Origin of the sequence: Nocardia sp. CA-128927 (assembly GCF_050955855.1) — a bacterium.
GTDB lineage: Bacteria > Actinomycetota > Actinomycetes > Mycobacteriales > Mycobacteriaceae > Nocardia.
In genome coordinates this window covers 3,126,411-3,139,665 of record NZ_CP192087.1, presented here as the reverse complement: position 1 = coordinate 3,139,665, position 13,255 = coordinate 3,126,411, and the positions used below count along the sequence as shown (strand labels likewise).

19 protein-coding genes, 1 tRNA gene and 1 pseudogene are annotated in these 13,255 nt (G+C 63.1%); 9 read left to right on the top strand and 12 right to left on the bottom strand.

The window, feature by feature from the left end:
- Window positions 1–155 precede the first annotated feature (155 nt).
- From ACQPW1_RS14820 to ACQPW1_RS14805, 4 genes are all read left to right on the top strand, one after another.
- Window positions 156–713 carry a hypothetical protein gene (locus ACQPW1_RS14820; protein WP_433663287.1) on the top strand — a complete coding sequence of 186 codons (558 nt, stop codon included), beginning with the start codon at window positions 156–158 and terminating at the stop codon, window positions 711–713.
- A gap of 126 nt (window positions 714–839) precedes the next feature.
- A complete protein-coding gene (locus ACQPW1_RS14815) occupies window positions 840–1,262 on the top strand; it encodes a DUF3052 domain-containing protein (protein ID WP_150408147.1) in 423 nt (140 codons plus the stop codon).
- Window positions 1,263–1,337: 75 nt separating this feature from the next.
- Window positions 1,338–1,802 (top strand): peroxiredoxin, encoded by a 465-nt coding sequence (locus ACQPW1_RS14810; protein WP_433663286.1) that lies wholly within the window; start codon window positions 1,338–1,340, stop codon window positions 1,800–1,802.
- Between the two features lie 19 nt (window positions 1,803–1,821).
- Window positions 1,822–1,893: transfer RNA gene (locus ACQPW1_RS14805), tRNA-Val, on the top strand.
- A gap of 189 nt (window positions 1,894–2,082) precedes the next feature.
- Here the strand turns inward: ACQPW1_RS14805 and ACQPW1_RS14800 are convergent.
- The 7 genes from ACQPW1_RS14800 to ACQPW1_RS14770 all read right to left on the bottom strand — a co-directional run bounded on the left by ACQPW1_RS14800 (window position 2,083) and on the right by ACQPW1_RS14770 (window position 5,196).
- Window positions 2,083–2,745 carry a DUF899 family protein gene (locus tag ACQPW1_RS14800; protein WP_433663285.1) on the bottom strand — a complete coding sequence of 221 codons (663 nt, stop codon included), beginning with the start codon at window positions 2,743–2,745 and terminating at the stop codon, window positions 2,083–2,085.
- Between the two features lie 32 nt (window positions 2,746–2,777).
- Window positions 2,778–3,017, bottom strand: coding sequence for an RNA polymerase sigma factor (locus tag ACQPW1_RS14795; protein WP_433663284.1), 240 nt, complete (start codon window positions 3,015–3,017; stop codon window positions 2,778–2,780).
- The gene (locus ACQPW1_RS14790; protein ID WP_433665238.1) at window positions 3,014–3,223 is read right to left on the bottom strand and encodes a hypothetical protein; all 210 of its coding nucleotides are present in this window, start codon (window positions 3,221–3,223) and stop codon (window positions 3,014–3,016) included. Before ACQPW1_RS14790 ends, ACQPW1_RS14795 begins: the two co-directional genes overlap by 4 nt.
- A gap of 120 nt (window positions 3,224–3,343) precedes the next feature.
- On the bottom strand, window positions 3,344–3,580 hold the full coding sequence (locus tag ACQPW1_RS14785) for a BON domain-containing protein (RefSeq protein ID WP_433663283.1): 237 nt from the start codon (window positions 3,578–3,580) through the stop codon (window positions 3,344–3,346).
- A 55-nt stretch (window positions 3,581–3,635) separates the two neighbouring features.
- The gene (locus tag ACQPW1_RS14780) at window positions 3,636–3,791 is read right to left on the bottom strand and encodes a DUF6131 family protein (RefSeq protein ID WP_433663282.1); all 156 of its coding nucleotides are present in this window, start codon (window positions 3,789–3,791) and stop codon (window positions 3,636–3,638) included.
- A gap of 46 nt (window positions 3,792–3,837) precedes the next feature.
- Window positions 3,838–4,065 (bottom strand): CsbD family protein, encoded by a 228-nt coding sequence (locus ACQPW1_RS14775; RefSeq protein WP_433663281.1) that lies wholly within the window; start codon window positions 4,063–4,065, stop codon window positions 3,838–3,840.
- Between the two features lie 282 nt (window positions 4,066–4,347).
- Window positions 4,348–5,196 (bottom strand): DUF1206 domain-containing protein, encoded by an 849-nt coding sequence (locus ACQPW1_RS14770; RefSeq protein ID WP_433663280.1) that lies wholly within the window; start codon window positions 5,194–5,196, stop codon window positions 4,348–4,350.
- Window positions 5,197–5,435: 239 nt separating this feature from the next.
- Between ACQPW1_RS14770 and ACQPW1_RS14765 the strand changes: the two genes are divergently transcribed.
- Window positions 5,436–6,116: a YoaK family protein gene (locus ACQPW1_RS14765; protein ID WP_433665237.1), complete on the top strand. Its 681-nt coding sequence runs from the start codon at window positions 5,436–5,438 to the stop codon at window positions 6,114–6,116.
- A gap of 23 nt (window positions 6,117–6,139) precedes the next feature.
- Here ACQPW1_RS14765 and ACQPW1_RS14760 read toward each other — a convergent pair whose 3' ends face one another.
- The 3 genes from ACQPW1_RS14760 to ACQPW1_RS14750 all read right to left on the bottom strand — a co-directional run bounded on the left by ACQPW1_RS14760 (window position 6,140) and on the right by ACQPW1_RS14750 (window position 7,671).
- Complete coding sequence (locus tag ACQPW1_RS14760; RefSeq protein WP_433663279.1) at window positions 6,140–6,487, bottom strand: hypothetical protein; 348 nt, start codon at window positions 6,485–6,487, stop codon at window positions 6,140–6,142.
- A 120-nt stretch (window positions 6,488–6,607) separates the two neighbouring features.
- Window positions 6,608–7,303 (bottom strand): chemotaxis protein CheB, encoded by a 696-nt coding sequence (locus ACQPW1_RS14755; protein ID WP_433663278.1) that lies wholly within the window; start codon window positions 7,301–7,303, stop codon window positions 6,608–6,610.
- A gap of 203 nt (window positions 7,304–7,506) precedes the next feature.
- Entirely contained in the window at window positions 7,507–7,671 is a 165-nt protein-coding gene (locus ACQPW1_RS14750; protein WP_433663277.1) for a hypothetical protein, read from the bottom strand.
- 180 nt (window positions 7,672–7,851) lie between these two features.
- Here ACQPW1_RS14750 and ACQPW1_RS14745 point away from each other — a divergent pair, with 180 nt between their 5' ends.
- On the top strand, window positions 7,852–8,139 hold the full coding sequence (locus ACQPW1_RS14745) for a sigma factor (protein WP_433663276.1): 288 nt from the start codon (window positions 7,852–7,854) through the stop codon (window positions 8,137–8,139).
- Window positions 8,031–8,291, top strand: a complete 261-nt coding sequence (locus tag ACQPW1_RS14740; RefSeq protein WP_433665236.1) for a sigma-70 domain-containing protein — start codon at window positions 8,031–8,033, stop codon at window positions 8,289–8,291. Before ACQPW1_RS14745 ends, ACQPW1_RS14740 begins: the two co-directional genes overlap by 109 nt.
- Before the next feature lie 471 nt (window positions 8,292–8,762).
- On the opposite strand, the gene ACQPW1_RS14735 is transcribed toward ACQPW1_RS14740, so the two are convergent.
- Window positions 8,763–9,410, bottom strand: a complete 648-nt coding sequence (locus ACQPW1_RS14735; protein WP_433663275.1) for a TetR/AcrR family transcriptional regulator — start codon at window positions 9,408–9,410, stop codon at window positions 8,763–8,765.
- Window positions 9,411–9,583: 173 nt separating this feature from the next.
- Here ACQPW1_RS14735 and ACQPW1_RS14730 point away from each other — a divergent pair, with 173 nt between their 5' ends.
- Window positions 9,584–10,042 carry an SDR family NAD(P)-dependent oxidoreductase gene (locus tag ACQPW1_RS14730; protein ID WP_433663274.1) on the top strand — a complete coding sequence of 153 codons (459 nt, stop codon included), beginning with the start codon at window positions 9,584–9,586 and terminating at the stop codon, window positions 10,040–10,042.
- 1 nt (window position 10,043) lies between these two features.
- Window positions 10,044–10,861 (top strand): annotated as a pseudogene (locus tag ACQPW1_RS14725) (cytochrome P450).
- Between the two features lie 310 nt (window positions 10,862–11,171).
- Here the strand turns inward: ACQPW1_RS14725 and ACQPW1_RS14720 are convergent.
- Entirely contained in the window at window positions 11,172–13,037 is a 1,866-nt protein-coding gene (locus ACQPW1_RS14720; RefSeq protein ID WP_433663273.1) for a glycoside hydrolase, read from the bottom strand.
- Between the last annotated feature and the right edge of the window lie 218 nt (window positions 13,038–13,255).

Here is a 13,255-nt window from a genome sequence, read left to right as displayed (position 1 = left end):
TTTACGAAAGGTCGGGGCGCACCCTCCATCCTTGCCGATGGCGTGCCCCAGGTCATCATGTCAGCAGGAAATCCAGTACCGTGCGCTGGGCAACATGAGCCCAGGCCGCTGTAGTTTTCGAGCGCCCGGCGAGGCGCACGTCATACGGGAGGACGATGAAGACGCTGGACCCGCGCGGGTTCGGACTGGTGTGCGCGACCGGAGCGATCGTTGTCGGCTTGGTGGTGGCCGGCTGCGCGAACGGGGTCGTGGGCACGGCGAATCCCAATACCGCTGATCTAGCGGCCTACAAGACCGAGGCGGCCGCCTCGTCGGCCGCGGCTACCTCGTCCAAGCGCGCTGCGGCGCAGGACAAGGCGATCACCGACAACTGTGCGCAGTTCCCGACCACCACCGGCGTCGGGGTCTCCAAGTACAACGAGTTCGTCGACGCGCATGACGCCAACGCCGCCGACTACGCGGCCAAGCGAGAACTTGCCGCGTCAACCCTGGATGACGCCGCGAACAAGGTGGAGACCGGAGTCAACACCGCGAAGGACACGCTGCCGCCAGATCTGGCCGCGAAATTCACCGACTACGTCACAGCGGCGCGCGCGCTCTCCGCGGAGAGTCGCAAGATGACCTACACCGCGCCTGTCGGGCCGCTCAACGACGCAAGTAGGCGGGTCAACGACGCGCGCAACGCCGTCCGCAACGCCTGCCCGAAGCGCTGAAACGGTCCATGACACAACATTGTCACGCGACATTCCGGGCCATTTTCTTCGGATCGGCTTGCGCTGGAGGCCATAACCATGTTCGCTTGCAACTACCTATTGTCGGGAGTTGAGGAGGACACCACCGTGGTCGCCGCGGCGGACGCGCAGAACTACGCTCAGAAGCTTGGCATTACACACGGCTTGGTTGTCCAGGAATTGGGCTGGGACGAGGACGTCGACGACGACTTGAGAGCCGACGTCGAGGAGTCCATCGGCAGCGATCTTGTCGATGAGGATTCCGACGAAGTAGTCGACGTTGTGCTGCTGTGGTGGCGCGACGGGGACGGTGATCTGGTCGACGCACTGATGGATGCGATCGGTCCACTCGCCGACGAAGGCTTCGTCTGGGTACTCACGCCCAAGACCGGACATCCGGGTCATGTAGAACCGAGCGAAATCGCAGAATCCGCACCGACCGCCGGTCTGACTCAGACATCGGCGATCGCTCTGGGTAGCTGGGCGGGCAGCCGCCTGGTGCAACCGAAGGCGCCCTCGAAGCAGCGCTGACCCACCTTTCGCTATGGTGTCGCCGGGCGGTGATCGCGCCGCCCGGCGGAAACCCGACACGATGGAGGATTTGCGATGCCGCTCGAAGTTGGCACTGTCGCGCCGGATTTCACGCTCAAGGATCAGAACAACCAGGACATCAGCCTGTCGGACTATCACGGCAAGAAGAACGTGCTGATCGTCTTCTATCCCCTCGCCTTCACCGGCATCTGCCAGGGTGAGCTGTGCAAGGTGCGCGACGAACTCCCCAAGTTCCAGAACGACAACGCGGAGATCCTCGCGATCTCCGTCGGCCCTCCCCCCACCCACAAGATCTGGGCCGCGGAGCAGGGCTACGTCTTCCCGTTGCTGTCCGACTTCTGGCCGCACGGAGCAGTAGCCCAGGCCTACGAGGTCTTCAACCAGAAATCCGGCTACCCCAACCGCGGCACCTTCGTTGTCGATCGCGAAGGATTCATCCGATTCTCGGAGATGAACGGCCCCGGAGAAGCCCGTGACCAGGCGGCTTGGGAGAAAGCGCTCGCCGCGCTAGATTCATAACCCGGTCGGCAACGATCAAGGGCGTATAGCTCAGCGGTAGAGCTCTGGTTTTACACACCAGCGGTCGGGGGTTCGATCCCCTCTGCGCCCACAAATTTGAAACCGCAGGTGATAGGCCTGCAGGTTCGAGAGGCTGAGTCGCTTATTCGAACCATGCGTCACCACAGCGTCGGTCCTGGACGGGGCACGATACAGGCGGGAATGACGGACCCTGGGTAGCCTGCGCGGTGCGGCTATGGCCGGCCGCTACACCGTGTGCAGAAAGGTTGGCCGTCTCGCCTCATACACGGGATCCTTGGCTGCGATGCGCGGTCAGATCGAGCCAATAGCACCAATTGCCAAGCGTTTCCGCGCGACGGGCGAACATGGAGTAGGTGTGGAACATACGACTGCCATCGCGGTCGTTGCCTGCCATGCGCATTGCGGAATCATCTCGTGCGGAGTGAAAATCGTAGGCGAAGTCGCTGCCGGAGCAGGAGTACCAAGGAAACACCCAACCCCTGCGCCTCTTGTATTCCTCGATCTGGGCCAGCGGCGCTCGGGAGACCGCGACGAAGGACGTGTCCCTGGACTGCAGGCGGGCGAGCAGCTCGGCCGAAACCTCCTCGGCCGCAGCGCTACAACTCGAACAGCACTCGTCCCCGTCGAGCATGAAGTGACAGACGAGGAGCCTGCGCAGCCCATCGAACAGATCCAGCAGCGTGGACGTACCGCCGGGCCCTGCGAAGTCGTATCCCTTGTCCAGCTTGATCATTGGCAGTCTGCGCCGCTGGGCGTCGACAGCGTCACGTAACCGGGCGGCCCGTATCTCATTGGCCAGTAACTCCTGACGGTCGATCAGCCATTCCCCACGGGAGACAACCTGCGCCAGGCACGTCGTATCGTCCGGATAGAACCCTTCGGGCACCGACGTGGTCGCATCGAGACTGTGCGGTGAACTCATCGTGAGGTCCATATGTCGGAGCGTGTAGCGATTCAGAGCGCTCGTGCAAGGTGCGCTCTGATCGCGTGCAGACCGTCGTGAAGTAGCTGTTTGACAACAGGTTCCGGCACTCGGGCGGCTCGGGCCGCCTCCGGGCAGGACAGATGTGCGTAGTAGACGATCACGATGATGCGGCGCTGCGGATCCGGCAGCTCGGCTATCGCGTTCGCTATTGTCCGTCGATCCCGCTCACCGACTCGTCGTCCCAGATCCGCCGGCCAACCGGCGATCACTGACTAGGTTGGGGCACATCGACCTGGCAGTTCTCGACTTTCGGGTTCATGCCGAGGTAGTTGAGCGGACCGGCGACGATGGTGACAGCGATCGTTCCGCCGCTCGCGCAGTTGGTGGGTGCGGTGTTGTAGTAGTGCCGTTGCGCACCGGCGATCACGCCGATGAGCAGCCACACGAACACCAGTCCCATGGCGACGCGGGTCATGCCCGAACGGCGACCACCGCGCATCCTCCTACTGTCGTTTTCGTATGTTCTCATTTCCTATCTCCGTACGATCGAACGTCATACTGCTGGTGCATGTTCGGTGACGGACGCACCACTTCTTCATCCACCGGCCGCCACCACCAGGGCCGAATCATCGACGGTTTTTACACCGGCAAAACTGCGGCACAACTCCCCCACCTTCTGCGCCGATTCGACATCGGCGACCCCGCCAGACACCGTGACCGTGCCGGTCACCGAGTCGAAGACCACCGTCAGATCGGAGACGGCGAGGTCGTTCCCGTGGACAACGGTCGTGATCGCCGTGGCGAGCTGACCTTCAGAATCCGCCTGTGTCATGGTGCTCCTTGGTTCGAGGGACGCCGCGGTGCCGATCCGGCCGCGCCGGGACCGATCAGTAGTAGTGGCGCCGGCCGCCTACTGCGTGGCCCGCCATACCGGCGACCATCAGCACGACACCGATGACCAGGATGATGACTCCGGCGGTGATGAGCAGCGGGATGCTGAGTAGGAATCCAGCGATGAGAAGGATGACTCCGAGAACGATCATTGGTGGTACCGGCTTTCGATGGAGAAGTGTGTGAGATTTCGTGAGGTCAGTGTTTGAAGGCGTCGCCGAGGTCGTCACCTGCTTGCTTGACGTTTCCGGCGGCCTGATCGCGGCGGCCTTCGCCGCGCATGCGCCGGTTTCCGGTGGCGCGGCCGAACAATTTCTTGACCGTGCCCTTGGCGGCTTCGGTTCTGTGGGCGAGCTTTTGCTTGATGCTCATCGTGGTGTTTCTCGTCTCTGGTGACATGGGATCCGGCTGCGGGTCTATCGCCACGCAGGGTGCGTACCGAATTGCCGGCGCGGGTTGCGCGGGGCCAGGCTTCGAATCCTTTGTCCGGCAACGTTGCCGGATGCGTCGGTCGCAGCGGCATCGCCGGAGTGGCCGAAGTGAACTGAGTGTCCGGGTACCTGTAAGTAGACGCCGCCCACAGCAGCGTGTCAACACTGTAGGTCTACGATGCTGAACTACATGTCAGAAAGAGATCTTCGCGCGATGACCGAATCTCCGTGCCTGCACCCGCGAACGAATGACAGCGACCATCAGCGCATCGAGCGACTACATCTTGGCGTAGCGAGCCATGGCAAAGCTGTAAAGGCCGTAGGTGATGATGCCCAGTCCGGCCACGACCAGCAGTGCCACGCCATACGGTTGCGCCCCAAGGGTTTTCAATGCGCCATCGAGTCCGCTGGCCTTGCTCGGCGCAGATTGGCTCGCGGCAAGGATCACCAGTAGCCCGACCGCGGCGATGGCAATTCCCTTCGCGATGTATCCGGTCATGCCAAGCCGCCGCACAAGGTCGCTGGTGCTGCCCTCGAGATCGTCGAGGAAGTTGCGGCTAGCCCCCTTGTAGGCGTGGTATCCGCCGATCCCGATGATGATCAGCCCGACCGCGATGAGCGCGATCGTGCCTGCGGTGGATTGCATCAACCGTGCGGTGAGCCCGGCACTCTGGCCGCCGCTGGATCCGCCGCTACCGCGCGCGAATCCGAATGCGGAGAAGGCGAACGCGAAGTAGACCACCGCCAGGGAGAACGCCTTGACACGATTGACCGCTTCGGACTTCTTACTGTCCGCGTCAGGTCTGGACGAACTACCCAGCGCCGCTTCAGCACACCGCCACAACGCCATCAACACGAACCCGACGACACCGACCCACAATGCGATGATGCCGCCCGGTTTACCAGCCAGCTCAGCCATGGCACCGGAGGAGTCCGCAGTACCGCCCGCGCCGCCGAGCGCGATCCGAATCGCGATATAGCCGATGATCAAATGCAGGATGCCACTCACGATGAAGCCGGCGCGGGCACATCGCTCGAACGCACTGTTCTGGGCGATCCGGCCCGCGACCGAAGACGAGTTGTCGTAAGCCGCCGACGACACCCCGGACGCGTTGCGGTCAGCCATGCCATCTCTTCCTACCGGTGGTGCTTGGACGTTCCCCATCGAACTGATACCTCTGGCAGATACCCCGCCACCGTGTATCGAAACACCATCCGCCGCCGCGGTTCCGGCGTCATGGCGAGCCTCTGTGGCACATCCGCAGGCAACGGCGGCACCGTTGATCTCACTGCTCGAATACAGTTCGAGTAGCGAGAGGCGAAGGAGGCCGACTTGTGGAGAAGCAGAAAGAACGCAATGTAAGAATGCTTTTCGACAACGAAGCCCGGCTGTCCTGGGTCCTCGCGGGGCTGTCCGGTCTCATCGGGGCCGCCGCGTTCATGCACACCGCCGGCTATTTCGTCACCTTCATGACCGGCAACACCGAACGGGCGATCCTCGGAACCTTCCACGACAAAACCGAGGTCGTCATCCCGGCAGCACTGTTGCTGGTGTCTTTTCTTTCCGGCGTCGTGGCCTCATCCTTGTGCCGCAGGCACCTCTGGTCTCGCCACCCGCACGGACCAACCATCCTCACCACCATCAGCCTCGTCCTCGCATCGGCAATCGACACAATCTTCAGCCAGACAACGGAATCGGCGGAGGTCGACCTGCTTCCGATCCTGGTTGTCGCATTCGGCATCGGCGCCCTCAACACCTCGTTCGTCAAGGACGGGGAGGTATCGGTGCCCTTGAGCTACGTCACCGGGACCCTGGTCAAGATGGGCCAGGGCATCGAACGCCACATCAGCGGCGGCACCATCACCGACTGGCTCGGCTATTTCCTGCTCTACACCGCCTTCGGCCTGGGCGCGCTACTCGGCGGCCTGCTTGCCACCGTCGTCGCCGGCGGGACCATGCTGATCACCGCGGCCGTCGCATGCCTGGCCGTCACCGGGTACACACATTTCCACCTCGACAAACACGGCCCGCTCACGACCGAATGATTCGAGCACGCCACGGGTACGTTTCATACCGCACTCAACGAACGGGATGCCAAAGCGGCGGTCGAGACCTGCACGCGCACAACACTATTGCCGGAATCGCTAGTGGCCGACGCCGCTGTACGAAGATACCAACGACGGTGGTCGATCGCGGCGACACGCACCGGGCGGTCGGCGGAGCTGACCGTCCACGGTGCGCACTGATCGCCGCCGCAAGTACCGAATTCGACCCGAACCGTATGGCCGACAACGTCTTCGACCAGCGCGTGCTCCGCGGCGGCCGGAACGATCACGTCCCCACCGGAGAGGAGGTGGCAGATCATCGGTACTGCGCCACCGCCATCGATCGAGACGAGCCCGATCCTGCCGGTCACACAAGCGGCTGGGCCGAGACGGCATGGTGGCTGGATTGTATTCATGGAGCCCCTCCGGGCGATTTCCGGTCATCGTGGAAGGTCTCCCGCGACGAACCTCGGTACGTTACGAGTGTAGACCTACAACGTTGACACGCCACGTTCTGGGCGGAGTTTGCCCAAATCAACAGCTCGATCCACCGTCTGCTGTGCAGCGCCTGCTCGAGACCCGAGAAGTCCGCAGACGACCGCGCCGATCTGTTCGAGGGGAAGCACGAAGTCGACGGATTCGGTGGCTACCGCGGACTCGGGCATACCGGCGAACTCGGCAGTCTCCGGATCCTGAGCGATCACGATGCCGCCGCGTGACTTCACCGTATCCACTCCAGCGGCACCATCACGGCCCGTGCCGCTGAGCACACAGGCAATGGCACTCGGCCCGTAGACCCCTGCTACCGACTTGAAGAGCAGATCTGCCGAAGGCCGGAGAAAATGGACGAGCTCGCTTCTCGACAGCGCCAGGACTGCCCCCGATGCGACGAGCAGGTGCCGGTCGGGCGGTGCCAGATACACCGTGCCCGCTTCGGCACGCTCGCCGTCCTCGGCCAGCTTGACCGGGAGACTCGTAGCGCGGGCGAGAACCTTGGCGAGGATGGTCGGGTGGCGCCGATCAAGATGCTGGACAACGAGTACCGGCACCTCGAGGTCGGAGCCGAGCGCACCCAAGACCACGCTCAGGGCGTGGATCCCGCCGGCCGAAGCCGCGATGGCGACGACGTCACAGCGCTCCGATGCGCGCCGATCGGCCATCACACCGTGCACCCGACTCCACGCCACACCGCACCGCCGTACCGCAACGTCACGGCGCGGGTTTCGCCACTCACCTCCGGCATACCCTTGTCCAATTCGCCCATCTCACAAGCCCTTTCGTGCCGGGGTACCGGTGTTGCGCTACCCGGCAAAGTCTACCGGCAGTCGCTCCAGACGTTGTAGAACTCCACTGTAGACCTACAACGTTGACATAAGTCCCGAAAGGGCGTCTACTTGACGCACAGCGATCCGAGCGAGGCTTCGAGGATCACCGCGGTCATCACGATCGGATCGGTCGAGCTGAGCCGCACAACGACAGCCCCGCCCACGACGGCAATGCCCTGAAGAGAGGCATGCGGCACCGCCGCCGGGCAGGGATTCGATAGTTGGCCCATCCCCGTGCACGCGAGTCCGGGTCAGCTATTCGGAGGTAGGTCGACCGGTCCCGGGCCGGTCGACACACCACATGACGACTGAACGACCGGTTCCAGCCAGGCCGAGATCCGGGCGTCCCGACCGAGTCGTTGTTCCGCGAGCTCGCAGATCTCGGTGCTTACGACTCGCGACGAGAAGCCTTGCGGGAGGAGCTGATCCGACGATGCCAGCCGCTGGCCGAGCACATCGCCGGCAAGTTCGCCGGGCGCGGCGAGAGCTTCGATAACCTGCTCCACATCGCGCGGGTAGGGATGGCGACCGCCGTCTACCGCTTCGACCCCGTCCCGGGTCGTCGTTTCTGGCCTTCGTCGCACCGGCCATCATCGGCGAAATACGCCACCACCTCCGCGACTACACCTGCACAGACCCGATACAACGGCGTCTCGAGGAAATCCGGCAAACGATCGCCCCCGCGATCGACACGCTGACTCTGCGGCTGGGACACATCCCCACCGCTACGGAGATCGCCGAAGAACTCTACGTCGACCTCCTCGAGGTCACTCAGGCACTCATCGCCCGCACCGGCTACCAGACCTCTTCGATCGACTCGGCATCCGGCAACCATATTGCTTGGCATTGATCCTCGATCATGATCGCTATCCAGTTGCTGAACGCTTGAATTCGTCGGGGTCCTCGGCGTGCCGACACGCCGCTACGGCCTGATTCTCCCGACTGTGGTCGGATCGAGGTCGACCTGCTTGCCGCATCGGCGTGCCACGTTTGTTGAGGGCACGGTTGATGGTGCTGGCGGGAAAGCGCTTCTCTGTTTCGGCTTGGCACGCGACGGCTGTTTGGGACGACGCCGCACCGCCGACGCATCCCCACCTCGATCTTGGCACGGACAGCTTCGAGTTCTCGCAGTTCAGCACGGTTCGAATAACGTCCCGCTAGGTCCACAAATTTGACACCGCAGGTCAAAGGCCTGCAGGGCCGATAGGCTGAGTCGCTTATTCGAAACGCGTGTCGCCAAAGAGTCGATCCTTGGGCGCGGTTGCAATACAGGCCAGGCGGGTTGTGCCGCCCGGCAAGGCTGGCCGACACGCTCGGATCCTTATCCGCCGAGAGCGTCGGTCGGTTCAGTCGGTTGCAGGCGGTTCATCCAGATTCTGGCGGTCTCGGCCAGTGACGTTGCCGCCGTCTCCGCGTCCATCATGGTGGCGGTCTGAGCGGCAGCGAGTCCGATTGCGCTGGAGACGATTCCATTGAACGCGGCATCAACGGCGGCGATCTCGGCTTTGCTTGTGCCCAGACCACTCGCGTCGGCGATCACCGCGCGAATCATGCCCCGCAGCAACTCCCAGAACGCGGTGAGCTGGGCGTACTGCTCGGGATCGCGCCGAACCGCGACCGCGTATTCGACGACCAGGGTCGTGTAGGCATCGTTGGCGGTGAGGATTCGCCACTGCTGGGTGAGCATCTCGATCTTTGCCTCGAGATCGTCACCGGATCGGGCGAGCAGCTCACTCGCCTCGGCGAAGAGTCGCCCGTAGTGGCGCTCGAGCAACGCCTGGCACAGCGCCTCCTTGCTCGGGAAGTGGGAGTAGATAGAGCCCGTCGTACGGGCCGCATTGGCCGCGATCTGCGCAACGGTGGTAGCGAGGAATCCGTTGGCCAGGAACACCTCTTCGGCGGCTTCGAGCACCAGCTCACGCGTGCGCGCTCGACTCTCCTCCCGAGTCAACGGCTTGCCCCGCTTCATCGCTGCGTCTCCTCGTGTTCACCGTCCTCGGCACCGGCCCCCACCATATCGCACTGCCATACGCATTCCTTCGTTCTATAGATTCTATAGAAATCCGTATAACGTCATTATATGGTTTGCGTAGTGGCCGCTCAGTGGCCGCCCGAGGTTCGCCAGGAAGGAGGGGCAGCGCGATGCGGCAGTTAGGGCCCCGGACGGTAGCGATCGCCGGAGCCGGCGCTGCGACGGGCCTGGCGACAGCGCGGCGGTTCGCCGAATGCGGCGAGGCCGTGGTCTTCATCGACAGCACCGTGGAGTCCGTCCGGGCAGCGGCCGATTACGTCCTAGCCGGTGACGGCCGCGCAGCGGCCTATCGGCTCGATCCGGACAGTGTGGATCAATGGCAGGTGCTGGCCGCCATGGTGCGGGAACGCCACGGGCCGCTGGACGCTTTGCTCAATTGCATCGAGATAGGTTGTCCGACAGCGATTTCCGGCAACAACGGAGCAGAGCTGGATGCGCTCGTCGCGGGCGTCGGACACGGCTGCCGCGCCCTGGCCAGGCAGATGATCGACACGGGTGTGCGCGGCCAGATCGTCAACGTCGTCCCTGGAATCGATCCTGCAAATCACCCTCGGCGTCTCGCGGGCTGAGATGTCCCGCTGGAAACCAGCGATGCACGCGCTCCTGCGAACCGCCACGTCCAACCAATACCTCGCCCGTTACGCCACCCGCCGAATCGGCGGACTGAAAACTTGGAAGGCGATGCACGCCCTGATCGCCGAGTGCGACGGCTTGATCTACGCCGAGATCGCACGCCGACGCCACGCCGCCGACGTCGAACAACCGGACCTGCTCGATCGGATGATGCACCTCGAGCAACCCTCCCTCACCGACCGGGAACTGCGCGACCAGGTCATGACGATCTTGCTCGCCGGCCACGAAACCACCGCGTCCACCGTGACCTGGGCCGTCGACTACCTCCTGCACAACCCCGCACCGATGGCCACCGCCACCGCCGAAGCACGCAGCGGCACAGGCGAAGACGCCCACATCGAAGCCGTCGTCAACGAAACCCTCCGGTTACACGCACCCGCACCGATCGTTGGCCGGTATCGGTCAGCGCCTACCAACTCGGCAACTACCAGGTCGAACCCAACACAATGATCATCCCGTTCATCCACGGCATCCACCGCCAACCATCGCTTTATCCCGAACCCGGCACCTTCCGACCGGAACGATTCCTCGAAACCAAACCCGGCATTTTCACCCTGATCCCCTTCGGCGGCGGCACACACCGGTGCCTGGGCGACAGAATGGCCATCTTCCAAGCAAAACTGATGCTGCAAACCATCCTGCGCGAAGTCGACCTCTCCTACCACGGCAATAGAAAGACAACAACAAACCTACTGCCCAGCAACAACATTCACGTCACCGCCAAAAGGTCTGCACCCACGACACAGCCATCATGAGACACCAGCGGCTCAACACGAGCGACAGGGAGAGACCCAGCGAGACCGGAAAGCTGAGCACGCACGGCATTATGTGACGTTCATGCTCGCCCATTATTCCGACCTCCGGTAGGGGACACTTACCGGCGGCCAGCTTGGTCATCGAGTTCTGCAACGACTGGTCTTGGCCGCTGCAAACGTCTCGCCACAAGTACGAAGTGCTCAACCGCCGCATGCCACTCTTCGCTCGGTGCGGCGGCTGATCGGCAAGTACCACGCCCTTATGTCCGAAACTGCTCGGTCGCTTGCCGGTTCACCCACGCTGACAACGCTATTGGCACAGCGTCTCGTTGGTCGTGCCGATCCGTGCGACGACACATCCGGGCTCGATAGTGCCGAGTACTTGGTCGACGTACGGCTGCTCGCTGAAGTTCGCGATGCTGGTCAGTGTGCCTGCGAACTCGGTGCGCTGGACCAGGCGGTCGGGGGTCAGCCACTGAAAGTCGGTCATCGGTTCAGTACCCGCGGCCTGTTGTATCTTCGCGAAGAACCGCTGCAGGCGTGCGATCGACGGGCCCTCGGCCTCGATGGCCGGCAGGTTCAGGGCGTAGATCAACGGAGTGTTGTAGAGCATGGCGAGTTGTACCCGTCGCACAGTCAACACCGGTGTCTTGTTGACCGGCAGTTCCCAGCGGTCGGTGCTGATCACCGAATCATGCAGTGCTGCTTCGTACATGGGGATCCGGTAGCGGGGATCGAATGCCGCGGTGACCAGATCGGCAGGCAGTTCGACCGGCTTCAAGAAGAAGTCGGGGCCGTTCTCGCCCCAATAGGCTCCCCAGAATTCCTCGTCCTGCTCGGCCTCCCACAACCGATCGTTCATCGGAGTGCTGGAGCCGTGGCTGAAAACGGGTACCATATTCGCCCATCCACCTACGGTTTCCGAGCCGAAGACATAATGCTCCGCGATCATCGACATCCGGTCCAGCCGGTTTCGCCTGTCCTGCTCCTCGGTCATCGGATGATCGGCGCTGAAGTCGCGGAACGTTTCGCCCGTGGCGTCGACGTCGAGGAAATAGCTGAGTTCACCTGCACTGGTCGCACGGGCGATGCGTTCGGTGATCAGTCCGGGCCGCTGTGCGAGGGCCTGCGAGCTCAAATAGCAGCCGCGGCCACCGAATCCGGTCACCGGACGACCGTCACCGTCATACACACAGTCGGCTGGGAACACTCCCTCGGGCCACCGCGAGGATTCCTGATCCGCCTCGGTGGGATCTTGTCCGTTGTCGAAGCTGTCGTAGCGTGCGACCAGATACCCGGCGGCCTGCGCTTGCCGAACCACCTCCGCTGCACCCGATTCGGCGTCGTCGTAGCCGAGCCACATCTTGTCGATACCTAGCGCGCCGAGCTGTTCGATCGCAGCCACGCTGCAGCCATCACCCCACAGGTAGGCGTGAAACGCTCCGATGAGCTTGGCCGCTTCAGGATTCGCCGCGATCTTCGCCGTCAAGTTGCCCAATTGCTGGTGGTCTTGTAGCCAGCGTCGATAGTCCAGTGCAGCCGCGATCGGTGATCCGTTGGTTGCCGATACCGCGACGATATAGACGTGCGTGCCTGCGTCCGGGTCGAAGTCGTGCTCGATACCGACGCTGAGCCTGCCACCGTCCGACGACACGTACACCGTGCTACCGATATCACTCGGAATAGCAAGGCTGCCACCGAAATCCGCATCCCGAAACCCGAGCACGGGCAGGGTCAGATCCTGCAGTCGAATCCCGCCCGGATTGATCAGCCCAGCCTGGGGCTCGTTCCAGAACGGATCCGCCGTCGGGACATCAAGGCCTTCACCGCACGGAATCTGCAGGGCCTCGGCAGTGGCCGGTATCCGCGGCCACCGCAACTGCTGGCGCCGGTCGGCAGCCAGAGTGAAGCTCACCCGCGCGCCCTCGAGGGTTGCAGTGACATCGAGGCCCAGATCAGGCAATTGCCAACTCGCCGTTGTACTCTCGGCGCTCAGCGAGGTCACCGCTCCCAGATCGGTCTGCGCCCGATCCACCAGATCAAGACCGTCGATCGTCACCTGCAAGGTAGCCGGATCAACGACAATCTGACCGCCGCCTGTGGTGAATATTATTGTTGCCCCTGCGATTTGGACTGTACCCACTGCGCTCTTCCCCGGTACTTCGCTCGCTGTCACCGTCGATACGGTAACAAACAGCACGTTGCGATCAGGCAGTTTCGGCCGCTTCGGCCGGACACTGGCTCGGCGGTGTCCGCAGAGACCGGGCGTCTCGTTCGCCGAGCTTCCGGTCGGTGCCTGGTCGTCGCGAATTCTGCACCACCACAACCATTTCGACTGTGCCCACTGCCAGATGAGCCACCGTCGAATCTGCCGATATGTACGGTGCGGTGACA

Bases quoted from the DNA above. Each gene is read 5' to 3' on its own strand.
- ACQPW1_RS14820 (WP_433663287.1), top strand. From the start codon at position 156: ATGAAGACGCTGGACCCGCGCGGGTTCGGACTGGTGTGCGCGACCGGA.
- ACQPW1_RS14810 (WP_433663286.1), top strand. From the start codon at position 1,338: ATGCCGCTCGAAGTTGGCACTGTCGCGCCGGATTTCACGCTCAAGGAT.
- ACQPW1_RS14800 (WP_433663285.1), bottom strand. From the start codon at position 2,745: ATGAGTTCACCGCACAGTCTCGATGCGACCACGTCGGTGCCCGAAGGG.
- ACQPW1_RS14790 (WP_433665238.1), bottom strand. From the start codon at position 3,223: ATGACCCGCGTCGCCATGGGACTGGTGTTCGTGTGGCTGCTCATCGGC.
- ACQPW1_RS14785 (WP_433663283.1), bottom strand. From the start codon at position 3,580: ATGACACAGGCGGATTCTGAAGGTCAGCTCGCCACGGCGATCACGACC.
- ACQPW1_RS14780 (WP_433663282.1), bottom strand. From the start codon at position 3,791: ATGATCGTTCTCGGAGTCATCCTTCTCATCGCTGGATTCCTACTCAGC.
- ACQPW1_RS14770 (WP_433663280.1), bottom strand. From the start codon at position 5,196: ATGGCTGACCGCAACGCGTCCGGGGTGTCGTCGGCGGCTTACGACAAC.
- ACQPW1_RS14765 (WP_433665237.1), top strand. From the start codon at position 5,436: ATGCTTTTCGACAACGAAGCCCGGCTGTCCTGGGTCCTCGCGGGGCTG.
- ACQPW1_RS14750 (WP_433663277.1), bottom strand. From the start codon at position 7,671: ATGGGCCAACTATCGAATCCCTGCCCGGCGGCGGTGCCGCATGCCTCT.
- ACQPW1_RS14735 (WP_433663275.1), bottom strand. From the start codon at position 9,410: ATGAAGCGGGGCAAGCCGTTGACTCGGGAGGAGAGTCGAGCGCGCACG.
- ACQPW1_RS14730 (WP_433663274.1), top strand. From the start codon at position 9,584: ATGCGGCAGTTAGGGCCCCGGACGGTAGCGATCGCCGGAGCCGGCGCT.